Raw genomic sequence first — 24,167 nt, forward strand, 5'->3', positions numbered from 1 at the left:
AGCCGTGCGTGTCCGGTCATCATCAAGCAGAAACAAAAAACTGGAGCGAGACGACATGGATCGTCACGCTCCAGCGAAAATCGGAAAGCGTCAGGCTTCTTCGCCTTCGAACATCTGCACAGGCTGGCTTGGCATGATCGTCGAAATCGCATGCTTGTAAACAAGCTGCGAATGACCGTCACGGCGCAGAAGCACGCAGAAATTATCGAACGACGTTACAATGCCGGTCAGTTTCACGCCATTGATAAGAAAAATCGTCAGTGAGATTTTCTGCTTGCGTACAGAATTCAGAAAAAGGTCTTGTAGATTTTGCGATCGTTCAGCCATTGTTTTTATTCCTTTAATCGATCAGCAGCCAGCTCGCGATGTGTTAAACGAACACGCGCATGCACATAAATCAAGCACCGGAGCGTGCAAAACCGGTACTCGACCGCAATTGCTGTGGAAAGACAACTGCTTCGCTATTTAGCTTCGGTTAACAGGATGGGAATCTTTGCGCAACCGTCAATTTCATTAGCGTATCGGCAATTCCTGGCGGGCAAGATCGCATCAGGCTCTCAGCCTGTCATGGCAAGCTCTTCTTTTTGCTGCGATTCAAGTAAAGGTTGCACCCTGTCCAATGCCCACATGTAAAAACTTCCGGGCTGGAGAGAAACAACTTCCTTGTGCTTTTTATGTATATGAAAGCCTATAAAATCAGGATGATTGATCGGCTCCAGGCCATAGGCAGGATCATAGATGCGCGTGGCATCCTTCCCGACCCAATAGTAGAAGTTTTCCTGCGGTGCTGAACTCTTGAAAATCCCGTATTTGCGGGCGAGGCGCGAGATGCCGTCATTACCAAAGACAGTGATGCCGATCGAGGCGGGCGTTACTTCCTTGCCGATCAGGCGATAGTAAATTGGACGTAATTTTCCTCTGCGCACGCCCAGCCAGTTAGGCAGAGGATAGTTAGCCGATATGTAGGTCTCAAATTCGCGAATAATCGGATGATCATGCGGAAGATAGAGCGCGGACACGCCGACCCGAAAACGATTCTCCCGCGCGAGATATGGTTTGTTCGGATCGGGATGAAACTGCTTTAGCAGATAGACATCCGTATCCAGCCAGACGCCCTGCTGATATTTCATCAGCATGATACGGAAAATATCGCTGAATTGAACGATAGTCCGTTTGGAGCTGAAATTCGGATAGTTCGGGTCAAGCCGTTTGAATGTCGTTTCAGGCAGAATACTGCCAGCATCGTGCAGCTCGACGCCCGGTGGTACATTCTCGATCGGAGCGTAGGCAAAGAGCTTTACCCTTTGACCGGTCATAACCATTGATGCAAGACAAACGCAATCGACCTCTCGCAAACGCGAGCCGTACCAGAACGTACAGATATCCATGTCAGCCCCTAAGCCTTAACCCCGGCTGAAGCTAACACAAAGTTGTGATCAGAAGAACTCCAGACTGACGCGGAACATCTGTTCCACATGCTTTACCGCGTCAGATGTTGCGAAAATGACGACGCGATCCCTGGGCTTGATCCGCACATCGCCATTCGGGCGGATCACCTGCCCGTCACGATAGATCGCTCCGATTCGCAAGCCTTCCGGCAGGTCGAGATCACGCAATGGAGCGCCAACGAGCGAGGAGGTCTCGAGGGCTTCGGCCTCGATCAGTTCAGCCATGTCGCGGTAAACGCTATACACGGCTCGAATGCGGCCCCGTCGCACATGCTGGAGGATTTTCGAGATCGTGACAGCCTTCGGATTTATATAGGCGTCGATCCCCACCATATGGGTGAAATCCTGATAGGCAACCGTATTCAGAAGAGCCATATTGGACTTGCAACCAAGACGTTTTGCCATGATGCTTGATAGAATATTGACCTGATCCTGATTGGTCAGCGCGACCATCAGATCGGCGTCCTGAATATCAGCTTCCTGCAAAATATTCTGGTCCAGCGCGCTGCCGTGCAACACCATGGTGCGCTTTAGCTGATCTGCAATCGCGAATGCGCGGTCGTGTTCGCTTTCGATCATCTTGACGCGCGTATGCCACTTGCGATCCTCGATGGCCTTGGCCACGTAGAGACCGATATTGCCGCCGCCTGCGATAACGATGCGGCTGGCTTCCGGCTTTTCATGCCCGAACAGACCCAATGTGCGACGGACCTGCTCACGCGTGGTCACGACATAGGCCAGATCCCCCGCATTCAGCTCGTCGGAAGAACGCGGGATAAACAGGCTGTCATTGCGCACCACACCGACGACGGTTGCTGCGAGATCGGGAAACAGATCGGTGAGCTGTTTCAGCGGCGTATTGATGACCGGGCATTCCTCAAGACATTCGATAGCGAGACCGATGATCTTGTCGTCGGCAAAGCGCAGCACGTCTGTTGCACCCTGCAACGCGATGCGCCGCAGAACCACCTCACCCACTTCCAGCTCTGGCGAGATGATGACGTCGATTGGCAGGTTTTCGCGCAGGAACAAATCCTGATATTCGGCCTTGAGATAGGAGTGGGCACGGATGCGGGCAATCTTGGTCGGCACGTTGAAGACAGAATGCGCCACCTGACAGGCCACCATATTGACCTCATCGGACAAGGTGACCGCGATGATCATATCCGCTTCGTCGGCACCGGCGGCCGCAAGCACATCAGGCTGCGAACCGTGGCCGACAAAGCCCCGGACATCGAGCGTGTCGCGCACGATTTCGATGTGGCGTGCCGATGTGTCGATGACGGAGACGTCGTTCTCCTCGGCGGCAAGCCGCTCGGCGATGCCGTATCCGACCTGCCCTGCTCCGCAAACGATTACCCGCATGACCGCTCCGCCTGAGACAATTAGAGCATTTCCAGCAAAAGTGCGAAGCGGTTTTGCGTAGGATAATGCGACAAAACTAATATTTAGAGCGTCTCCAGCATCTCCGCTTTAGCTGGAGCGCTCTAACTACTTATACGCCCAGAGATTTCAGTTTGCGATGCAGCGCCGAACGCTCCATGCCAACGAACTCCGCCGTACGCGAAATATTGCCGCCGAAGCGGTTGATCTGCGCAATCAGATATTCCTTCTCGAAACGCTCGCGTGCCTCGCGCAACGGGAGCGCCATGATGTGCTGGTCCGACTCTGTCGGAGCACGCGGCAGCGTGTCTCCGATTTCAGCCGGCAGAAGATCAGCCGTCACCGGTGCTTCGGGATCGTCGCCACGCGCCAGAATCATCAGGCGTTCGACATTGTTGCGAAGCTGGCGAAGATTGCCCGGCCAGCTATGCGCCTGCAGAACCGCCATGGCATCCGGGCCGATCTTGCGCGGCTTGATACCTGCCTGTTCGGCAATCTGCTTCATGAAGTAATCGACCAGGGATGGAATATCCTCGCGCCGGGCAGCCAGCGGCGGTACCTGCACCGGAACCACCGAAAGACGGTGGAACAGATCCTCGCGGAATGTGCCTTCCGCAATCATGCCCTCAAGGTTCTGAGCCGTCGAGGAGATGATGCGCACATCCACCTTCACACGCTTGGTGCCCCCGACGCGTTCGAATTGCTGGTCGACAAGTACGCGCAGAATCTTGTTCTGTGTCTCGCGCGGCATATCCGCCACTTCATCGAGGTAGAGGATACCGCTATGGGCTTCTTCCAGAGCACCAACCTTGCGCTCGCCGCCGTCCATTTCCGTGCCGAAAAGCTCGATCTCCATGCGCTCCGGCGTGATGTTCGCCGCATTGACCGTCACAAACGGCCCGTCGGCCCGGCTCGACTGCGCATGGATGGCACGCGCAACAAGTTCCTTGCCCGCGCCTGACGGACCCGTGATCATGATGCGGCTGTTGGTCGGCGCGACGCGCTCGATCGTCTGGCGTAACTGGTTCATTGCCAGCGAGGCGCCGATCAGTTCGAGATGGTCGCCGGTACGCTTGCGCAGGTTCGAGACTTCACGCTTCAGCTTCGAAGTTTCGAGCGCCCGTTCCGCGACGAGAATGAGGCGGTCGGCCTTGAACGGCTTTTCGATGAAATCGTAAGCGCCGCGTCGGATCGCCGACACCGCCGTTTCGATGTTGCCATGACCGGAAATCATCACCACCGGTAGGTCGGGATGCTGCTTCTTGATTTCATCGAGCAGCGCCAAGCCGTCCAGACGGCTGCCCTGCAGCCAGATGTCCAGAAAAACCAGTCGGGGAACGCGATCATTGATCGCTGCAAGAGCGCTGTCCGCGTCGAAAGCCGTGCGTGTCTCATGGCCTTCATCGCTCAGAATGCCTGCAACAAGTTCCCGGATATCCGTTTCGTCATCAACTACAAGAATATCGGCAGCCATATCAAATCACCTGTCCAGCTCTGTTCTTTTCGTCATTTTCCGTATTCGTGCCAGCTTGGCTGGCAGGTCCCGTGCTCACGCCCACCTCGTCGGCAGGCGCTTGCGGAAAGACCATACGTATCATCGCGCCCCGTCCTCCATGGAAGTCCGGAGGCGCGTCATGCAATTCCAGATGCCCGCCATGATCCTCAACGATCTTGCGGACAATCGCGAGACCAAGACCAGTGCCCTTCTCCCGCGTCGTCATGTAGGGTTCGAGCAGCTTCTGGCGATCGTCACCCGGTAAGCCCTTGCCATTGTCGATGATATCGACAACCAGATGCCCATCCGCCTGATAAGAACGAATAAGAATGTGTCCCTCATCGCGATCTTCCTTCGGAAGTCCGTCAATGGCTTCACTGGCATTCTTGATGACATTGCCAAACGCCTGCCCGATCAGGCGGCTGTCAAAGGAACCAACCAGCTTTTCTGTCCCAAAATCATTCTGGAACCGGATATCGCTGCGGCTGACTTCAATCAGGAAAGAGGCTTCGCGCAATGCCTCGCGCATATCCATAAGCCGCATTTCCGGCTTCGGCATGCGGGCAAAAGCCGAAAATTCATCGACCATGCGCCCGATATCGCCCACCTGGCGAATGATCGTATCCGTGCACTGGTCGAAAACTTCACGATCCTCGGTAATCACCTTGCCGTAACGGCGACGAATGCGTTCTGCGGAAAGCTGGATCGGCGTAAGCGGATTCTTGATCTCATGCGCAATGCGGCGTGCGACATCCGCCCAGGCGGACGAGCGCTGCGCCTGCACCAGATCGGTGATGTCATCCACCGTCACCACATAGGAATGATCTTCGGATTCCGTATCTTCGACAGTCACCTGCACATTGAAGGTGCGGGCCACCCCACCACGGGTCATGCTGACCTGCTCACGGTGTACGGCGCGCCCCGTTGAACGGGTGACCTCGAAAGCCTGCCCGATCTCAGGCGCGATACTGGTGAGATTCTTGCCGACAGCATCTTCCGATGTGACCCCGAACATATGCTCTGCGGAACGGTTCAGAATGGAAATACAGCCGTCCGTTTCGATACCAATGACGCCTGCCGTCACCCCCGAAAGCACGGCTTCGGAGAAACGGCGGCGCTCATCGATCTGGTCCTTGGCTGAAATCAGTTCGTTACGCTGGCTCTTAAGTTCCGCGACCATGTTGTTGAAAGTACCGGACAAAGCACCAACGTCGCCATCCGAAGTCCGCACAGGCACCGAGACGTCGAGATTGCCCGCCGCCACGTCATCCGACGCTCCGATCAGCAGTCGGATCGGGCGAACCAGCCGGTCAGCGACGGCAATACCGGTCCAAATCGCCGAAAGCAGGACAATCAGCGTCAGGCCGAAATAGAGCAGTGCGAACGCGATCTGTGTCGGAATGCGGTTCGCGTCCATGTCCTGATAGCGCTGGGTGTTGGCTTCCATCAGGCGCATGGCGTCGATAATCTGCGAATCCACAGCCCGAACAGTATAAAGATAGACATCAGGTATCTCGCGCATCTTGATGATGGCGCCGACGAAATTACTGTTTCCTGGAGGAATGATAACCGGCTTGCCGTCCAGAGCCGTTTTCAACGCATCTTCCGTCGGTGGAGGCAAATGACCTTCAACACCGGTGTTGCTCTTTACGACCACATCACCGTTTTCGCGCACCAGAAACGCGCCAAGCAGACCGCGACCGCGTGCCTGCAGCGTCATCGTATCAATAAATCTTTGGCGATCGAGACTGTAAACAGTGCGTTGCCCGTCCAGATCCTGCAACATCGAATAGGACGTGCTTTGCAGATTGAGTGCGGTTTCCCGAATATAGGCGGTCGTCAGGCTCTGCGATGAACTCACAATATCGCGTGTATTGGTATCGAACCAGCGATCCAGACCGAGATTGAGCGTTACTGAGGCCACGATGGCGACCACGATAGCGGGCACCGCCGCGATCAGCGAAAACAGCGCTACGATACGGACATGCAGGCGCGAAGCGGCTTTTCCAAGCCGCCGCGCCATGATGATGCGATAGACTTCGCGGCAGATCAGCAGAATAAGGAACAGGATCAGCGCGACATTGATGATGACCAATGTCAGCGTGACGGTCCGGTCCGGCGTGATAGGCGTGATGCCAATCAGAATGGCAAAGGAAGCCGACGCAGTAATAAGCGCTGAAACAACAGTGATAATGCCCGGAAGCGCCAGAAGCCTGCGCCCTTCGCCGCCTTGCGATGATTGTGTCTCGCTGTTCATGTCCGCCGTCAGACTCGCCGTGTTCATGTTAACCATGTTACCCAATACCGTTGCATCTATGCAACGCATTGTGGCGAAAATGCAACGTTTGTTTCGAACTGAGCTGTTGATGAAGAACAACTCGCGCTCGGAGGCGGTTCGGACGTCCAGCGATCAGCCCTACAGGCTCACATACGGCTCTCAATTTCGAGAGAAATACTTCAGAAATTGAGCCTGGCCATCGCCAGTGAGTCGACAAACGCACCGGCTCTGAAGGCATCTTTTTTCCGAAGACCTTCCGAAACGAAACCGAACTTCTCATAGAGCCGGATTGCGGCGGCATTATCGACATAAACGGTCAGTTCAAGCCGCTTCAGACCGAGCCAGTTGTCGGCGACATCGATCAGCTCGCTCATCAGTGCTGTGCCGATACCCTTGCCGACATGATCGTCATGTATGCCTAATATGATATCTGCTGCATGGCTCCGTCGTCCTCTGTGTCGCACCAAGGCAGCATTTCCAACAATCACTTCATTGATAGTGGCAACGATTACCGTTGCTTCCGGACCGAGCGACTCCAGCCATTTCTTCGTGATATCGAGGCGTTGGAACGGGGTGCGTAATGTACCGAACCGGAATCCCGGCATGTTTTGCAAACCGGTGAGGCCTTCGGCATCTGTGGCTTCAACCGCACGAATGACGAGATTGTCTGGCCGCATTTGAACTCCCGTGCCTGTTACATTGCTCAAATAATCTCAGTTCGTCCACTGACAGATATCCAGACAGATCGAAACCGGCTGGCGGTTCTTATCGCAAATACACCCGTTCGAGGCGGCGTAAGATAACAGCGGAATGTCCCGGCAATAAAATGAAGAAGTTGCAGCAAATATGGTGCCCCAAGCAGTCAGGCACAATATCCAATACATCTTGACCTCCTTGCGCTGGAAGATCAGACATTCTCCTTGCTGACAGCAAAATTCTCAATGCCAACAAATAACCGGTAAATATATAAATTTCTATTCCGCCCGTTGTGATGGTTTTACACTATCTGTCGAACTATCGTTCCCTTGGTTTTACGCCTGAACAACCGGACACCTTCACGAGCTTTCTTAAAAGTTAGAGCACATCCCGAAAAGTGTGAAACGGCTTTGGGAAAAGATGTGCGTTAAAACAAACACTTAGGGCAGCGATCTGATTCAATCAGATCGAAGCGCGCTCTAAGCCGCCCGAATTGGGCGGCGATGAGATATTCAGTATTCTGAAAAGATTCGAGAGCCTGGCAAGGCTGTGCTGGTTCGCTCGATGCGAACCAGCCTTTTCCTTCTTGTCTGGTCAGTTTTCAGCGCCGTAGGCGTCGAAATCAAAATACTTGTCGTTGACTTCCTTGTACTTGCCGTTCGCGCGGATTGCCTTGATGGCATTGTTGAACTTTTCAACCAGTTCTGGACGGCCCTTCTTCAAGGCAACGCCGACGCCGACGCCATGGATATTGTCATCCGACGGATAGGTGCCGACCATCTTGCAGCAGGCGCCATCCGGCGTCTTCAGCCACTCGCTCAGCGTTACACTGTCGTCGTTGACGGCATCAAGGCGGCCATTGGCCATATCAAGCCGATATTCTTCGGCTGTCGGATAGGCCTTGATCGTGCTGTCGGTGAAAGCGTGTTCGGCATAATTTGCGTGTGTCGTAGACACCTGAACACCGATCGTCTTGCCGGCAAGGTCTTCCTTGGTCACACCCTTGATATCGCTATCCTTGGGCACCGCAATGCCGGGAGGTGTGTTGTAGTATTTGTTGGAGAAGTCGACCTGCTTCTTGCGCTCGTCCGTGATCGACATGGAAGAAACATAAGCGTCGAATTTGCCGGCTTGCAGTGCCGGAATGGTGCCATCCCACTCCTGGGTAATGAATGTGCACTCGGCTTTCATTTCCTCGCAAAGCGCTCTTGCGATATCGACATCGAAGCCCGACAACGAGCCATCAGGATTGGTGAAATTGAACGGCGGATATGCGCCTTCTGTTCCGATTACAAGTTTCAGCGGCTCGTCGGCATTTGCAGTGCCAATTGCCAAACCACCCGTCGTGGCCACGATCCCCACAATCGAAGCTGCCACAGCGATACGCTTTAAAACGCGCATTCCAAGTCCTCCCATTTTAGTTTGACTGGTTCCAGAATTGGTCTTCCGGTTCAGCCCTTGCAAAGGGGAAGATTCACAATCGTCATTGCGAAGTGCCGACTCGTTATGATTTCTCCCCCATCATCATCAATAGATGGTTCTACAGAGCTTGCACAACGTCTTTTCAAGAAAGGTGAAGCAGTTGAGGATGCGCTTCAGACAGGCAGCGAAACGAAACGCTCAGCCGCCGGTACATGCGGAAGGAACGGCTCGGCCAACGCCCCAGGATAGACGTCCTTGCACGATGGTCAGTGTTTGCCTGCCGTTCGAATAGGTGGTTCCTTCCTGGCCCATGGCGGGCAGATCGACAGCAGCGGCCCCGTTGACGGATACCGAAGCACGATCACCGAAAAGACGCACTGCCAGATGTGTGCCATCCTCGCATGTATATTCGCTGACAGGATAGGGGTTGCCCGCGCCGATAGAGGCGCCAGACGCTGAATGCTCGAAGCTTGCGAGCATCAGAATACTGATCGCCGCGACCGATAAATTTCTCAGCATAACGGTTCTCCAAATGGGTACACCAACGCAGTTGAAGCAAAGAAATATTTCGTCTTTCCCGGTCTTCGGTACACTTCGAGTCATATTCGATGCAAAAGGCGGATGGCGCAGCCGGATTGGATATCTTTACCACGTCGTCAACGGCGGCTGCAACACGGCCAGATGTTGCCCCAAATGAGCAGCATGGCTAACGGCGATATCGAAATAAATGGCGCACCCGACAGGATTCGAACCTGTGACCTCTGCCTTCGGAGGGCAGCACTCTATCCAGCTGAGCTACGGGTGCATCGCCGGAAGGCTCGAAGCCTTTTCATGCGCGTTTCTAACTGAACCGCGCATGTGCATCAATGGCTTATTTTGATTAAGCGACGCAAATTTTGCCGTTAAAGCACATCCCGAAAAGTGTGAAACGGTTTCCGGCTAAGATGCGTGCCAGAACAAACACGTTACGAACGCAACCCCGGAGCCTCCTGCCCCGTGCGCTCCACATATTCCGTATAACCACCGCCATATTGATGAATGCCGTCCGGCGTCAGTTCCAGAACGCGGTTCGACAACGCGCCAAGGAAATGCCGATCGTGCGATACGAACAGCATTGTGCCCTCATAGGAAGCCAGCGCCTTGATGAGCATTTCCTTCGTATCGAGATCAAGATGGTTGGTCGGTTCGTCAAGAACGAGGAAATTCGGCGGATCGAACAGCATTGCCGCCATGACCAGACGCGCCTTTTCGCCGCCCGACAGCACACGGCATTTCTTTTCGATATCGTCGCCGGAAAATCCAAAGCAGCCAGAGAGAGCGCGAAGCGGCGCTTGGCCTGCCTTTGGAAAACGCTCTTCCAGCCATTCCAGTATCGTTGCGTCGCCGTCGAGCACATCCATCGCATGCTGTGCAAAATAGCCGAGCTTGACGCTGGCGCCGATATTGACGTTGCCCTTGTCCGGCTCAGCAGCCCCTGCAACCAGTTTCAGCAGCGTCGATTTTCCCGCACCGTTGATGCCCATGATGCACCAGCGTTCGCGACGGCGAACCATGAAATCCAAACCGTCATAGATCGTGCGGCTTCCATAGGTTTTGTGCACGCCCTTGAAGCTGACGACGTCTTCACCCGAACGCGGCGCGGGTGCGAAATCGAAGGCGACCGTCTGACGGCGGCGTGGCGGTTCCACGCGGTCGATTTTCTCCAGCTTCTTTACACGGCTTTGTACCTGAGAAGCATGGGAAGCGCGCGCCTTGAAGCGCTCGATGAACTTGATTTCCTTGGCAAGCATGGCCTGCTGGCGTTCGAACTGGGCCTGCTGCTGCTTTTCATTCAGCGCCCGCTGGCCCTCATAGAAGGCATAATCGCCGGAATAGGTTGTGAGCGAGCCACCGTCGATTTCAATGATCTTGGTCACGATGCGATTCATGAACTCGCGGTCGTGCGAGGTCATCAGCAACGCGCCGTCATAGTTCTTGAGAAATGCTTCCAGCCAGATGAGGCTTTCGAGATCCAGATGGTTGCTCGGTTCGTCGAGCAGCATTACGTCCGGGCGCATCAGCAGAATACGCCCCAGCGCGACACGCATTTTCCAGCCGCCGGAGAGCTTGCCGACATCGCCATCCATCATTTCCTGCGAGAAGCTGAGACCTGCCAGAACCTCGCGTGCACGGCCATCCAGACCATAGCCATCGAGCTCCTCGTAGCGCGCCTGCACTTCACCGTAGCGTTCAATAATCGCGTCCATCTCGTCCATGCGGTCCGGATCGACCATTGCGGCTTCCAGCTCGCGGAGTTCTGCTGCAACCACGCTGACAGGGCCCGCACCTTCCATCACTTCCGCAACGGCGGATCGACCACCCATCTCACCGACATTCTGGTCGAAATAACCGACTGTCACGCCCTTTTCGACGCCGACCTGCCCTTCATCCGGCTGTTCATCGCCGGTAATCATGCGAAACAGGGTCGTTTTGCCTGCACCATTGGGACCGACAAGGCCGATCTTTTCGCCACGGTTCAAAGCGGCGGAAGCCTCGATAAAGAGAATGCGGTGGCTGTTGGACTTGCTGATATTGTCGATGCGGATCATGGAACGGGAGGACTTTGCAAGATGGTGTGGAGTGTAAGGGGATCGCGTTGCGGCCTCCCTATGCCACGGCGGCACCGGCAAGTCACCCCGCTTCGCGATTGAACAGCGCCGTTCAAGTCATGGAATGTTGTGCAGCCATTGCCGGGTCGAGAATTTTTCGACCACAAGCTTTTCCGCAGCCGCATATTCTTCCGGCGTAATCTTGCTGCTCACACCGCCATTCAACGACACAAAAGTGTCCTTCATACGCTTGATAACTTCTTCGCGTGGCAGTCCGGTCTGGCTGCGCACCGGATCAACGCGCTTGACTGCGCTTGCCGTGCCCTTGTCGCTCAGCTTTTCGCGCCCGATGCGTAGAACCTTCACCATTTTCTCGGCATCCATGTCATAGGCCATGGTGACGTGATGGAGGACAGTTCCCCTGGAAAAGCGTTTTTGCGCCGCGCCGCCGATCTTGCCCTTGGAACTCGAAATGTCGTTGAGTGGCTTGTAGAAAGCGTCGATGCCGAGCGAATTGAGTGCTTTCAGCACCCAATCGTCCAGAAATGCATAGGAATCGGCAAAACTCATGTCACGCACCAGCTCGCCGGGCGCATAGAGCGAATAGGTGATGGTGCTGCCTGGCTCCACGAACATGGCGCCGCCGCCGGTAACGCGACGGACGGTTTCGACACCGAATTCCCGTGTTGCTTCCATATCGACTTCGTTGCGCAGTGACTGGAACGCGCCGATGATGATTGCCGGGCGTTCCCATTCCCAGAAGCGCAATGTCGGCGCGCGACGTCCTGCGGCAACTTCCTGCGCCAGAACCTCGTCCAGCGCGAGATGCATGGCGGGTGAAACAGCAGGCATTTCAACTATCTGCCATTCAAAGTCCCGCCATGTGCGCGCAACACCCAAGGCACGCCGGACGGCAATCGCAATCGCTTCCGGGCTGAAGCCGAGCATCATGGCGTCGGGCCGCAGGCCTGCCCTCACCGCATCGGCAATCTGCTCCGACGACGCATCGGCCGAAAGACCATCGATAGCGTTGCGGATATCCTCCAGAGCCTCATCAGGCTCAAGGAAGAAATCACCCGCCACCTGCACATCGCTCAGACGACCGTCACGAACCTCCAGATCGACAACGACAAGTTTTCCGCCGTGGACTTTGTATTCGCCGTGCATGGGTGCAGCCTTCCGAAGAGTGAACGTGAGTGCTTCACTCTCATTTCATGAAATCTACAGGAAAGGAAGCTGCCTTAAGCCGGGATTATATGTCGGCTTCCGCAGGAACGGTACGTTGAATGAGCGACGTCTCGCGCACTTCCTTCGTTTTGTGGCCGACATAAAACCCGGCAGCAATCATAGCCACCAGAATAATGACGATCGATTTGAAACTGAAAGGTAGATGACGCATTTCGGATACTCACTCCGACTGCAAGCAAACCAGAGCAGGAAACGATTGTCGACCCCACACAAGTTCGGCTTCGTGAACATTCGCAAATTTCGATTGGATGTTGCAGCCTTGCAGCTTTTTACGGGTTACGCATTCATCCTCTATTCAAGATATCGGAACTAAAGCATATTTCATCTATATCAGAGGGAATCATCATGATACCTGCACTCAAAACGACTGTTGCTTCATTATGTCTTGGTGGCTTTGTGACCGCCTTCGGTCCATTTGTTACGCAGGCATCTGCAGCCCAGTTGCAGCGCTGCGCAAGCGAAAATGGGGTCTGCCAACTGCCTTATCCGGCTGAAGTGGTCTATGGAACAGGCGGACAGAATACGTCGCGCTTCATCGACCGACCGCAGGTTACCTGCTCGAACAGGGTCTTCGGTGATCCGGCGCCCGGCAAAAAGAAAAGCTGCTCCTTCGTCGTACAGGATCGTTGGGACAGGCCGGATCGGCCAGGCCGTCCTGATCGCCCCGGTCGCCCCGACCGGTATGACGACAATGATCGCGATTGGAGTCGCTGCGCCAAGGAAGGTGGATTCTGCGATTTCTACGGTCGCAAGCGCGTCCGCTATGGCGCAAATGGCCGGTTCACGGAAGGCGTCTTCCGCAATGGCGTTCGGTGTGATAACCGCGCATTCGGCGATCCGGCACGCGGCAAGGCCAAGGCTTGCTACGTCCTCGATTGACGACTGGACGTAAGGACATGAAGGCCCGGACTGTTCGACAGTCCGGGCCTTCTAGGGCGGTTCCGGTTTAAATGGAATCGTCGGAACCGCTCTATCTATTTGTTTTCACGCATTATCCGACGCAAAACCGCTTCGCACTTTTGCTGGAAATGCTCTAATATGGTTGAACTGGAATCGTGAAAAACATTATAACTATTTGTTTTTATTATATATTGTCCCGATTTTCACTGAAAATGCTATAGCAATTTCGTCCTTTGCCTTTCGCTGCATAGAGCGCGATATCCGCATTGCGGGCCAGCGCCTCGGGCGATGAGCCGTCGCGCGGTGCGAGAACAGCGCCGACGCTTGCCGAGACATCAAGATTGACGCCGTGAATGACAAAGGGCTCGCGAAAAGCTTCGACAACCTTTCCTGCAACTAACTCTATATTTTCCCGGCAGTCGTCATCGGGAAGAATGACGGCAAATTCGTCACCGCCCACACGCACTGGAATATCGGTTTCCCTCAATGCAGAGCGCAGACGTCGTGCCGCCTCAATCAGAAGCGTGTCGCCCATCAAATGACCGTAAGTATCATTGACTGCCTTGAACCGATCGAGATCGATCAGCAGGGCACCAATGGGTTTGCCCTGCTGCAACGCTTTTTCGATCAGCGGAACGGCGAGTTCGGTCAGTGCCCCGCGGTTATAAAGCTTGGTCAACCGGTCTGTCAGTGCGAGGCGTTTGAGAGCGGTGGAATCATCGTTAAGAAATTTGTTCGTCTTCTGCAGGCGCAACAATCCACTTGCAACGCGGGCAAAGTCCTCGAGCTTGGTGCGCTCTGTATCAGAAAGCTGTCTGGGCGCATTATCGAGAATGCATAAGGAGCCTACGATTAACCCGTTCTCTATAGAGACCGGCGCACCTGCATAGAAGCGGAAACGCGGTTCGCCGGTCACATAGGGCATTGCGCAGAAGAAGTCGTTTTCGACCATGTTTTCGATGACGAAAAGTTTGCCGCTTTCCACGACAAACGTGCACGCGGTCAGCTCGCGCGGACAGCTACTGACCTTTTCGCCCGCATTGGCAGCAACGCGCTGCCAGTCCTCGTCGACGATGTTGAGAGCAGCTGTGCTGACGCCAAAAACATCTTTCACAAGCGATACAAGCGTATCCAGTTCAGGCAGCCCAAGGCTCGTCACTGAAACCAGACTGCGGACGCTTTCCAGTCGTTCGACTTCATTTGCAGGAACCGAAAAAGGCTTCGTTTCTGTCATCGAACTATAGGCATCCAAACTCATCATTCTCACCGTCATCCACACTACTTTCCGGGCTATAGATAGTGAAGACAACCGTGACAACAAGCCAAGCCTGCCGGAACCAGCCAAATTCGAACAGGTTTTCGTCCACCTAAAGCCACAGCGCAAGCTGGTGTTACATCATAAGAAGAAACGCGACCGATTGGTCACTGTTTCAGTCGCTGGAAACATGGACTGGAGACCACCATAGTTTTACAACAATGCTTGTGCCGAAACCGGCGCTAATAGCCGATACTATCAGCAAGCACCATCAGAATGGGTGCTGGTCATGGCATACCTTCCACGGGAAGGCGTCAATGCGTGACTCGTCAATTCAAATGCACGGGATGTTGATTCGTCATTGCAGACCTGACGAAGTTGTTTTCCTCGGTCATTCTCACGCCCAATCAAAAAAATTAGGTGGCAGGGGTAATGCTATGATCCTCTTTTCTATTGTCATAGGCGTGTTGACGTCTGCGGTAGTGATCGCCGCATGTGTCATGCTTTGGAGATATGAACGGTCTGATCCTGCGGGATAAGAATGAACAAGAACTGCGGCGGAGACGACGCATATCCGGCGAATGAAATAGACCGCACAAATTATTTCTATGGAAAAAGGATTTAATGGTGGGCGTGACAGGGATTGAACCTGTGACCCCTCCCGTGTGAAGGGAGTGCTCTCCCGCTGAGCTACACGCCCGATGAGCCATGCTCAATCAAGGTGGTGCGGATATACTGGCCTGCGGCTGCATGAGTCAAGCGTCTCGCGAGCCTGTTCCCATAGAGATTTCAAATCATTCGAACAAAAGCTACGGATCAAACAAGAACGGCAATCACTTGATGAATGATTGCCGTTCTACATCGATATGGAAAGGATTTCAGAGAGCTGCGAGACGCGAACCTGCAGTCTTGTCGAAAGCTTTCTGCAATCCGGAATCACGGTCGTAGACATCGCCGTAATAGTGAACTTTTCCATCCGCTTCCGGCCATGCCGTGAAATAGGAAATGTAGACTGGCACGGGGTCCTTGACCTTGATGCCTCGTTCGTTCTTGCCGAAATATTTTTCGAGATCCGTCACGGATGTTCCCAGAACAGCCGCCGCCATGTCGCGTGGTCGCTCCAGACGAATGCAGCCGTGGCTCAACGCGCGCATGTCACGGCTGAAATAGGATTTGGCCGGGGTGTCATGCATGTAGATATCATGCGTGTTTGGAAACAATATCTTGAGCTCGCCAAGAGCATTGTCGAGACTCGGTTTCTGACGGATGCCGACATGGGCTTTGCCCGCAGCAACCGCGCTCCAGTTAACGGCACTGGCCGAAATCTTCTTGCCGCCCGCATAAACTTCGTAGCCATTGCGATCGAGGTAGCTCGTATCGCGCATGACCTTGGGCAGCATTTCGTTCAGGATGATCGAACGCGGTACACCCCATGACGGATTGAAAACGACCGTCTGCACCTTGTTGTAGAAGAAGTAGGTCTGGTGGGTCGGAGAGCCGATAACCACATTCATGGCCAGCTTTTCTTTTCCGTCCTCGAAATATTCTGCGCGGTAGGCGGGCTGGTTAACCATGACGTAACGCGTGCCAAGATCATGGGGCAGCCAGCGCAGGCGCTCCATGGAATAAAGGATACGGTCGCGCTTGATAGAAGTTTGCTCGCCTTGAAGGGCGGAAAGAGTATTGCGACCGATGACGCCGTCAGGTGCGCCGCCGGAAAGCTTCTGGTAATCCTTGATCGCCGCGACGAGTTCCGGGTCGTAGACATCGCCGTTTGCATGCGTATCCAACACTTGCTTGTGCTCTGCCAGGTAACTGGCAGGCGCATGTCTCGCAATCAGGGCGACGATCTTGCTGAGCTGGTCATTGGTATCGCCCGGCTTGATGATGCCATTCAGCGAGATGCGGATAGGTTCTGCAGACGGCGGCTCGGTATTCGCCAGTTCGCGCTTCAATGCCGTATATTGCGCATTGTTCGGCTGGAAACCATGCAGATAGGCGGCCGGATCGCTTTCCGAGGCCAGCCGTTCCAGGACAGTCTTCGGATCGACGCGGTCGCGTGGCAGATCGTGGAAGCCGCTGAGGCGGTCGGCGATCACACGCCCCTCGCCTGCGTCGATGGCATAGCGCAACGCGCGGGCGGACATGCGAATTTCAAACTCGGCGAGCTTCTGCTGGCGCTCGGATTCGGCGGTAGCGTCGAAATTGTCAGCCGGAATCGTGACTGCATATTCATCGGGGTTGAGCCCGTCTTCATCGGCGCGGGCAAAGAAGGCCGCGACATTCTTGGCGCGATCAAGCACCTTGTCATCGGCAGACCAGATGAACGAGCGCTGATGTGAATAATAATCCACAATCGCCTGGGCGATTTCTTTCTCGGCTTTGACGTTGATGGATTTCAGATAATCCGTCGCCGCATCGAATGCGCGCTCGCCCGGCGTTTCATCGCGCACTTGAGGACGGATCGGCGACATGCCGGATGTCAGTGGATCGACAGTGGCCGGCTCGGTTGCCGCCGTCACCTGCATATCGAGCGCGCTGAAGTCGATGTTGACCAGAGTATCTGGTTTATAGTCGTAAATCTGCGGTCCCTTGACCGTCACGCGCTGGGCTGGCGGAAGGCTGCGCACGGCGGCACGAGGGGCAGAAACGGTGTTGGGAGCAACGGGTGCCGTAGGAGGGGCTACCTGCGGCTGGACAGGCTGCGCCTGCTGCTGTCGACGCTGCTGGAAGAGTTCCAGCAGCGAGTTTGCGGCCTGAGCCTGTGCCGCCGGGAGAAACACCGAAGCTGCCAGAGCCAGTGCAGCCGCGCGACGGATATTCAGTCCGCGCCCAGCGATGCTCTTCTCATCCATCTGCGAGTGTTTGGAAAACTGCATTTCAAACCGCCAAAGTTGATGCGTTCGCTAAAAAGCGAAACCGTCCGAATCTCGCGCACAGAATTTATGAATCTCGTTTAGAAACTTTTAACGCTAATGTTTTCTGAAGCAATTTTCTGTTTTGCGTTTATCACAATTGTTTGAGGCATCTTCCGGGGAGATCTGCCGGAAGACCCAAATGAACAAAGTGACGCAGTGGCATCCCCTCCACATCGCGCTAAAAGCCCCGCAGACTATGGCTCCGATGCCCGTCCTCGGAGCTTCGATCAACCTGTTATCGCGCAGTCCGGAAACGATGACGTTGTCCGGCAGGCGCAACTGGCAAGCAAGCGAGGTACCACGATGGCAGAAGCAAGCGCCGCCGATCTTTTTCCTCTTGGTGAAGACGACACCCCCTACCGCAAGCTGACTTCCGATCATGTCTCTGTCGATAGTTTCAAGGGGCAGGAAGTCCTGACCGTAGATCCGGAAGGGCTTCGCCTGCTTTCGGAAACGGCTTTTGCCGACATCAACCATCTGCTGCGCCCCGGTCATCTGCAACAGCTTGCCCATATTCTCGAAGATCCGGAAGCGACGGACAATGACCGTTTCGTCGCTTACGACCTCCTGAAAAATGCCAATATCGCCGCTGGCGGCGTACTGCCCATGTGTCAGGATACCGGCACGGCGATCATCATGGGTAAGAAGGGTCGTCGCGTCTGGACCGAAGGCGGCGATGCCGATGCTCTGGGTGCTGGCGTTCTCGATGCCTATAACAAGAAGAACCTGCGTTATTCGCAGCTTGCGCCTCTTTCGATGTTCGAGGAGAAGAACACCAAGAACAATCTGCCCGCCCAGATCGATATCTACGAAGAAGGCGAAGACGCCTACAAATTCCTTTTCGTTGCCAAGGGCGGCGGCTCGGCCAACAAGACGTTTCTCTATCAGGGCACACCGTCGCTGCTGACGCACGACCGCATGATCGACTTCCTCAAGGACAAGATCCTGAGCCTCGGCACAGCCGCCTGCCCGCCATATCATCTGGCAATCGTCATCGGCGGCACTTCGGCTGAAATGAACCTGAAGACGGTCAAGCTCGCCTCGACACGTTATCTGGACAGCCTCCCGACAAAGGGTTCCGAAACCGGCCATGCTTTTCGCGACCTCGAAATGGAAGCCGAAATCCACAAACTGACGCAGTCTCTCGGCGTAGGCGCGCAGTTCGGCGGCAAATATTTCTGCCATGACGTCCGCGTCATTCGTCTGCCGCGCCACGGCGCTTCGCTGCCGATCGGCATCGGCGTTTCCTGCTCTGCGGATCGTCAGGCCAAGGGCAAGATCACCAAGGACGGTATCTTTCTTGAAAAGCTGGAAACCAATCCGGCCAAATACATGCCGGATATCGACGAAGAAAAGCTGTCGTCGCACGTGGTCAAGATCGACCTCAACCAGCCGATGCAGGACATTCTCAAGGAACTGTCGAAGCATCCGGTCAAGACGCGTCTGTCGCTCTCCGGTCCGATCATCGTGGCGCGCGATCTGGCACATGCCAAGATTCGCGAGCGGCTTGAAAACGGCGAAGCCATGCCGGATTACTTCAAGAACCACCCGATCTATTATGCCGGTCCGGCCAAGACGCCTGCAGGTTATGCCTCCGGCTCTTTCGGACCGACCACGGCGGGCCGCATGGATTCCTATGTGGACCAGTTCCAGTCATTTGGTGGTTCGATGGTCATGCTCGCAAAGGGCAACCGTTCGCGTCAGGTGCGCGAAGCCTGCGGTCAGCATGGCGGGTTCTATCTGGGTTCCATCGGCGGTCCGGCTGCCCGTCTGGCACAGGATTGCATCAAGAAGGTCGAAGTCGTTGAATATCCGGAACTCGGTATGGAAGCGATCTGGCGTATCGAAGTGGAAGATTTCCCGGCCTTCATCGTCATCGACGGCAAGGGTAATGATTTCTTCAAGGAACTCAATCTGGGTTAAAAAACAAAGGGCGGCGCGAGCCGCCCTTTTAGTTTCAGGCGTTTGTGCCGCCATCGATGGTGAGCGAAGCTCCCGATACGAAGCGCCCCTCGGCGCTGGCAAGCCAGGCAACCAGGCTTGCGATATCGTCAGGTGAACCGAAGCTGCCAGTTGCGATAAGTTCACGTTGCTGTTCGGCATGCTCGCCAGCCGCCGGATTCATGTCCGTATCGGTGGAGCCGGGCTGTACGACATTGACCGTGACGCCTTTCGGACCGAGATCGCGCGCCAGACCTTTCGTCAAACCGATCAGAGCCGCCTTACTTGCCGCATAAAGACTGATACCTGGCCACGGCACGCTTTCGGCGAGATTAGAGCCGATGGTGATAACGCGCCCGCCAGCGCCGAGATGCGAAGCGGCTGCGGAAACGGCGGCAAAGACAGCGCGGAAGTTCACAGCCATCACATCATCAAAGTCGGCAAGCGTCACCTCTTCGAGTGGGGCCGCATGCCAGATGCCGGCGCTGTTGACCAGTATATCAAGACGGCCGAAATCCTTGACTGTTTTCTCGATCGCAGCGGCGATCTGATCGGCGTCGCGATTGTCGGCCTTCAGTGCCAGCGCCTTGCCGCCGTTTGCTACAATTTCGGAAACCACGGCGTCGGCTTTTTCCTTGCCGTTCACATAGGTGACGACAACTGCTGCGCCATCTTTTGCGAGCCGGTGCGCAATTGCTGCACCAATGCCGCGACTTCCGCCGGTAACGAAGGCAACCTTTCCGTTCAGAGATTCAGATGGCATGCCATTTCCTTTCTGTATCGATTGATACATAATTGCTGACAGGCTTGCGTAGAACCGTCAAGCGATTTATTTAATGATCGATACAGAAAGGTTCAGACGTGGCAGAAAAAGGACGCCCCCGCAGATTCGACCGCGAAACAGCCCTCCGTGCTGCAATGTTCATATTCTGGGAAAAAGGTTTCGATGGATCGTCGCTGGCCGATCTGACGACCGCCATGGGCATCAATGCTCCCAGTCTCTATGCAGCCTTCGGAAGCAAGGAAGGGCTCTATCTGGAGGCCCTTGCCCTCTATGCCGGTGAAGTCGGCATTGAAATCTGGTCGACACTGGATGAAACGCCCGATGTCCGTGAAGCTTTCGAGAAGTTCCTGTTCGCGACGATAGACTCCTACTGTCAGGACTCCGTGCCGCGCGGCTGCATGATCGCGCTCGATGCGCTGCATCGAACGCATTCGAGCGAAAACGTCTGCGCGATGCTGCGCAATCGCCGTCAGTCCAATATCGAAATCCTGAAAAAGCGGCTTGAACGCAGTATTCGAGAGGGCGACATTGCCGCATCCGTTAATTGTGAGGCGATCGCAACCTTTTACGCAACGGTTCAAAACGGCATGTCCATTCTCGCGCGCGACGGCGGAACGCGAGACGACCTCACCGCAACGGCACTGGGGGCGATGGCAGGCTGGGAGAAACTGGTTTGCCCGCAAGGGAAGTCAGGCAACCAGCCTTAACCTTGGGGCATCATCAAGATAATCCGCCACCAGCGATGCCACTTCGGCACTTGCGATGATGCGGCGATGTCCGAGGCCATCCGCCCAGTGCACCTTGACATGAGAGCCTGCCTTACCGGCCATTTCCGCACAGATGGCGGGCACTTCCTTATCGTCATGAGCATGGATGACGAGCGTCGGAATCGTCATGCGGCGCAAATGCACGTCGGTGTCGAAGTCAGTGATCGGACGCGCTGCGAGATAACGTACCTGTTCCTTCATTGCATTGCGCACATCCCGACCCAGCCCAAGCACTTTTCCGAAACCGTCGAACACACCTGCCATCGAATGCGGTGAAGCAATCGTCACCAGCTTTGCCGGACGGTGCGACCGATAACAGCCAAGAGAGCCCGCGGCCGCATTGACGATGACCGCGCCGCCGAAGGAATGACCGATCATTGCATCGAACGGGCCATACTGGCGCCAGGCTACATCGACGGCAGCGATTGCCTGTATCATGTTGAGGGTGCGGCCAGACGATGCGCCATGCCCCGGCAGATCGATGGAAACAACCCGCTCGCCACGCGCGACAAGCTCGCGAATGATCGTCATCATATCTGCTGTGCGTGATCCCCAGCCATGGACCACGAGCGATGTTCTTCCCACATAAGTATCGGGCTCGAACAGATAAGTCGCGACAAGCCCGCGATCGATAATCAGATCAAGCCGTTTTGCTTGATTCAGATCTTTGCTCGCCCGTTGAAGCCGCGCTGCATAAGCCTTGGTCTTCGGTTTGCGGCTTGGCGTTCGGCAGAAAATCCTGAACGCGGCGCGGCCTGCCTTATCGGCATCAATGCGCCCAAGCACACCCAGGCCGAATCGCGTAACCTGCAAAGAAAACGATGTCATGACAGGGCCTCAATTATGTTCAATCATGAACAAATAATTGTACAAGAATGAACAAAATGCAAGACAAGACTTCGAAGCTGCCGTGGGACAACCCGCGTTTCAAGAACTGGATCGCCGTTGCGCGTGCCGGCAAGGCGGTGGAACGCGCCCTCGCCCAGGGGCTGTCGGCCTTTGATCTCAAGATCGCCGACCTCGATGTACTGATGAATATTTATCGCCATCCGGGCGAATCCCAACACGATCTTGCACGTCGCATTCTCGTCGGACGTTCCAACATCACAATGCTGTTGCCGAAGCTTGAGAAGCGCGGCTTGCTGGTGCGCGAAGGCGACCCGGCAGACAAGCGCGTGATGCGGCTGACGCTGACCACAAAGGGCGAAAAGCTTTTGGGACATGCGCTGACGGTCTATACAGAACTGATCGATCGCGTCATGGCGCAATCGACAACCGCGCAATGCAATTCGATGGGCGATGTGATGCGGCGCATATCCGAAATGCTGGAAAAGGAATAGGCTGGAAGCCGGATCAGCGATCCCGCTTCAGGCCCTTCTGGGCAAGCTCATCGAGATAGGTTTGCCACAGCGCGTCCTTTTCGGTGCCGAGCTTGTGGAGGTAGGTCCACGAGAACAGGCCGGTGTCGTGCATATCATCGAAAGTGATGCGGACGGCGTAGTTGCCGACGGGTTCCATCTTCATGATTTCGACATTGCGCTTGCCGCCAACAGTCACGCGCTGTTCCGGCGAATGCCCCTGCACTTCCGCTGAAGGCGACAAGACTCGCAGCAATTCTGCGGTCAGTTCGAATTTCTGGCCATCGTCGAACGCCACAGTCAGCAGCCTGCGGTCATGCGAAACACGCAATTCAGTCGGCCAGACGTCACTCATCACCATTCTCCAGCTTGGTTCTTTGCCAGCTTTTGATAGGCCCCGCGCTAAAATATCGCAATAGTTACCGCCATTATTGAAAGAGCTTCACGCGCGCGAAACTGGACAATGGAGCCCGCAGATCCTATTTCTAGATAAACGATGCGGATATCCCTCTGCATCATGTGGAAACAACGGCTTAATGATGCACACAAACCAAGCCCGGCCACTTGTTTCCCCGAATGGACCCATGATCGATCCTTTCGGGCGTGCCATTACCTATCTTCGCGTTTCAGTGACGGATCGTTGTGATTTCCGCTGCACCTATTGCATGGCGGAACATATGACGTTCCTGCCCAAAAAGGATTTGCTGACGCTTGAGGAACTGGATCGGCTCTGCACCGCCTTTATCGAAAAGGGTGTCAGGAAGCTGCGCCTGACCGGTGGCGAGCCTTTGGTGCGCAAGAATATCATGCACCTGATCCGGCAGTTGTCGCGCCATCTGAAATCAGGCGCGCTCGATGAATTGACTCTGACCACGAATGGATCGCAACTTTCACGCTTTGCCGACGAACTGGCAGAGTGCGGTGTGCGGCGCATCAATGTCTCGCTGGACACGCTCGATCCCCAAAAGTTCCATGGGATTACCCGCTGGGGCGATCTCCCTCGCGTTCTCGAGGGCATAGAAGCAGCCCAGCGCGCCGGTATCCACGTCAAGATCAATGCAGTCGCGTTGAAGGATTTCAACGACCGCGAAATTCCCGAGCTGATACGCTGGGCCCATGGTCGCGGCATGGACATGACGCTCATCGAGACAATGCCGATGGGCGAGATCGAGTTCGACCGTACCGACCAGTATCTGCCACTTTCACAGCTACGCGAGGATCTGTCGCAACAGTTCACGCTTTCCGATATCCCTTACCGCACGGGCGGCCCTGCCCGTTATGTGACGATTGCCGAAACAGGCGGACGGCTCGGTTTCATCACACCGATGACCCATAATTTCTGCGAAAGCTGCAATCGCGTTCGGCTTACCTGCACCGGCATGCTCTATATGTGCCTCGGCCAGAACGACGATGCTGACCTACGCAAAGCCTTGCGGGAAAGTGAAAACGATCTGCTGCTCAGCCAGGCTATCGACGAAGCCATTTCGCGCAAGCCCAAAGGTCATGACTTCATCATCGACCGCGATCACAATCGCCCTGCTGTGGCACGCCATATGAGTCTTACCGGCGGCTGATCGGCTTATACTTAAAAAAGCCGACAAGCTGAAATAATTGTCGCGAGATTGACTTTAAAACGGTATGGAATCCTAAACTGGATTCTGTATCGTGCCGCAGTCAGCAAACTTT

21 protein-coding genes, 2 tRNA genes and 1 pseudogene are annotated in these 24,167 nt (G+C 55.1%); 5 read left to right on the plus strand and 19 right to left on the minus strand.

Features of this window, described 5'->3' with window-relative positions:
• Positions 1–90: 90 nt before the first annotated feature.
• The 13 genes and pseudogenes from hfq to FIB18_RS24755 all read right to left on the minus strand — a co-directional run bounded on the left by hfq (position 91) and on the right by FIB18_RS24755 (position 12,709).
• A complete protein-coding gene (gene hfq, locus FIB18_RS03725) occupies positions 91–327 on the minus strand; it encodes an RNA chaperone Hfq (RefSeq protein ID WP_002964239.1) in 237 nt (78 codons plus the stop codon).
• Between the two features lie 5 nt (positions 328–332).
• A pseudogene (locus FIB18_RS24945) lies at positions 333–545 on the minus strand (hypothetical protein).
• A gap of 12 nt (positions 546–557) precedes the next feature.
• The gene (locus FIB18_RS03735) at positions 558–1,388 is read right to left on the minus strand and encodes a glycosyltransferase family 32 protein (RefSeq protein WP_140019501.1); all 831 of its coding nucleotides are present in this window, start codon (positions 1,386–1,388) and stop codon (positions 558–560) included.
• Between the two features lie 48 nt (positions 1,389–1,436).
• The gene (gene trkA, locus FIB18_RS03740) at positions 1,437–2,813 is read right to left on the minus strand and encodes a Trk system potassium transporter TrkA (RefSeq protein WP_140019502.1); all 1,377 of its coding nucleotides are present in this window, start codon (positions 2,811–2,813) and stop codon (positions 1,437–1,439) included.
• A 130-nt stretch (positions 2,814–2,943) separates the two neighbouring features.
• Positions 2,944–4,305 (minus strand): nitrogen assimilation response regulator NtrX, encoded by a 1,362-nt coding sequence (gene ntrX, locus FIB18_RS03745; RefSeq protein WP_140019503.1) that lies wholly within the window; start codon positions 4,303–4,305, stop codon positions 2,944–2,946.
• Between the two features lies 1 nt (position 4,306).
• Positions 4,307–6,652 carry a sensor histidine kinase NtrY-like gene (locus FIB18_RS03750; RefSeq protein ID WP_140019504.1) on the minus strand — a complete coding sequence of 782 codons (2,346 nt, stop codon included), beginning with the start codon at positions 6,650–6,652 and terminating at the stop codon, positions 4,307–4,309.
• A gap of 131 nt (positions 6,653–6,783) precedes the next feature.
• Positions 6,784–7,281 carry a GNAT family N-acetyltransferase gene (locus tag FIB18_RS03755; protein ID WP_140019505.1) on the minus strand — a complete coding sequence of 166 codons (498 nt, stop codon included), beginning with the start codon at positions 7,279–7,281 and terminating at the stop codon, positions 6,784–6,786.
• Between the two features lie 613 nt (positions 7,282–7,894).
• Positions 7,895–8,701, minus strand: a complete 807-nt coding sequence (locus FIB18_RS03760) for an ABC transporter substrate-binding protein (protein ID WP_235894828.1) — start codon at positions 8,699–8,701, stop codon at positions 7,895–7,897.
• Between the two features lie 219 nt (positions 8,702–8,920).
• Complete coding sequence (locus FIB18_RS03765) at positions 8,921–9,241, minus strand: hypothetical protein (RefSeq protein ID WP_235894829.1); 321 nt, start codon at positions 9,239–9,241, stop codon at positions 8,921–8,923.
• 209 nt (positions 9,242–9,450) lie between these two features.
• Positions 9,451–9,527, minus strand: a tRNA-Arg gene (locus FIB18_RS03770).
• A 160-nt stretch (positions 9,528–9,687) separates the two neighbouring features.
• The gene (locus FIB18_RS03775; RefSeq protein WP_140019506.1) at positions 9,688–11,310 is read right to left on the minus strand and encodes an ABC-F family ATP-binding cassette domain-containing protein; all 1,623 of its coding nucleotides are present in this window, start codon (positions 11,308–11,310) and stop codon (positions 9,688–9,690) included.
• A 117-nt stretch (positions 11,311–11,427) separates the two neighbouring features.
• Positions 11,428–12,477 carry a lipoate--protein ligase family protein gene (locus FIB18_RS03780; RefSeq protein ID WP_140019507.1) on the minus strand — a complete coding sequence of 350 codons (1,050 nt, stop codon included), beginning with the start codon at positions 12,475–12,477 and terminating at the stop codon, positions 11,428–11,430.
• Between the two features lie 85 nt (positions 12,478–12,562).
• Positions 12,563–12,709 carry a hypothetical protein gene (locus FIB18_RS24755; RefSeq protein ID WP_158295689.1) on the minus strand — a complete coding sequence of 49 codons (147 nt, stop codon included), beginning with the start codon at positions 12,707–12,709 and terminating at the stop codon, positions 12,563–12,565.
• A 194-nt stretch (positions 12,710–12,903) separates the two neighbouring features.
• Here FIB18_RS24755 and FIB18_RS03785 point away from each other — a divergent pair, with 194 nt between their 5' ends.
• Positions 12,904–13,437, plus strand: coding sequence for a hypothetical protein (locus FIB18_RS03785; protein WP_140019508.1), 534 nt, complete (start codon positions 12,904–12,906; stop codon positions 13,435–13,437).
• A 205-nt stretch (positions 13,438–13,642) separates the two neighbouring features.
• Here the strand turns inward: FIB18_RS03785 and FIB18_RS03790 are convergent, their stop codons facing one another.
• The 3 genes from FIB18_RS03790 to FIB18_RS03800 all read right to left on the minus strand — a co-directional run bounded on the left by FIB18_RS03790 (position 13,643) and on the right by FIB18_RS03800 (position 17,592).
• Complete coding sequence (locus FIB18_RS03790) at positions 13,643–14,692, minus strand: sensor domain-containing diguanylate cyclase (RefSeq protein ID WP_235894830.1); 1,050 nt, start codon at positions 14,690–14,692, stop codon at positions 13,643–13,645.
• A 646-nt stretch (positions 14,693–15,338) separates the two neighbouring features.
• Positions 15,339–15,413 (minus strand) — tRNA-Val (locus FIB18_RS03795).
• Positions 15,414–15,591: 178 nt separating this feature from the next.
• Positions 15,592–17,592, minus strand: coding sequence for a L,D-transpeptidase family protein (locus FIB18_RS03800; protein ID WP_140019510.1), 2,001 nt, complete (start codon positions 17,590–17,592; stop codon positions 15,592–15,594).
• A gap of 342 nt (positions 17,593–17,934) precedes the next feature.
• Between FIB18_RS03800 and FIB18_RS03805 the strand changes: the two genes are divergently transcribed.
• On the plus strand, positions 17,935–19,554 hold the full coding sequence (locus tag FIB18_RS03805; RefSeq protein ID WP_140019511.1) for a fumarate hydratase: 1,620 nt from the start codon (positions 17,935–17,937) through the stop codon (positions 19,552–19,554).
• Positions 19,555–19,588: 34 nt separating this feature from the next.
• Here FIB18_RS03805 and FIB18_RS03810 read toward each other — a convergent pair whose 3' ends face one another.
• On the minus strand, positions 19,589–20,335 hold the full coding sequence (locus FIB18_RS03810; RefSeq protein ID WP_140019512.1) for a 3-oxoacyl-ACP reductase family protein: 747 nt from the start codon (positions 20,333–20,335) through the stop codon (positions 19,589–19,591).
• Positions 20,336–20,433: 98 nt separating this feature from the next.
• On the opposite strand from FIB18_RS03810, the gene FIB18_RS03815 reads away from it, so the two are divergent.
• Positions 20,434–21,063, plus strand: coding sequence for a TetR/AcrR family transcriptional regulator (locus tag FIB18_RS03815; protein ID WP_140019513.1), 630 nt, complete (start codon positions 20,434–20,436; stop codon positions 21,061–21,063).
• On the opposite strand, the gene FIB18_RS03820 is transcribed toward FIB18_RS03815, so the two are convergent.
• The gene (locus FIB18_RS03820; protein WP_140019514.1) at positions 21,046–21,951 is read right to left on the minus strand and encodes an alpha/beta fold hydrolase; all 906 of its coding nucleotides are present in this window, start codon (positions 21,949–21,951) and stop codon (positions 21,046–21,048) included. The two genes, FIB18_RS03815 and FIB18_RS03820, sit on opposite strands and share 18 nt — an antisense overlap.
• A gap of 47 nt (positions 21,952–21,998) precedes the next feature.
• Here FIB18_RS03820 and FIB18_RS03825 point away from each other — a divergent pair, with 47 nt between their 5' ends.
• Positions 21,999–22,463, plus strand: coding sequence for a MarR family winged helix-turn-helix transcriptional regulator (locus FIB18_RS03825; RefSeq protein WP_140019515.1), 465 nt, complete (start codon positions 21,999–22,001; stop codon positions 22,461–22,463).
• Between the two features lie 13 nt (positions 22,464–22,476).
• Here the strand turns inward: FIB18_RS03825 and FIB18_RS03830 are convergent, their stop codons facing one another.
• Positions 22,477–22,836 carry a gamma-butyrobetaine hydroxylase-like domain-containing protein gene (locus FIB18_RS03830; protein ID WP_140019516.1) on the minus strand — a complete coding sequence of 120 codons (360 nt, stop codon included), beginning with the start codon at positions 22,834–22,836 and terminating at the stop codon, positions 22,477–22,479.
• A 229-nt stretch (positions 22,837–23,065) separates the two neighbouring features.
• Between FIB18_RS03830 and moaA the strand changes: the two genes are divergently transcribed.
• Entirely contained in the window at positions 23,066–24,055 is a 990-nt protein-coding gene (gene moaA / locus FIB18_RS03835) for a GTP 3',8-cyclase MoaA (protein ID WP_235894831.1), read from the plus strand.
• The last annotated feature ends 112 nt before the right edge of the window (positions 24,056–24,167 follow it).

The organism is Brucella pecoris (assembly GCF_006376675.1).
Taxonomy (GTDB): Bacteria; Pseudomonadota; Alphaproteobacteria; order Rhizobiales; family Rhizobiaceae; genus Brucella; species Brucella pecoris.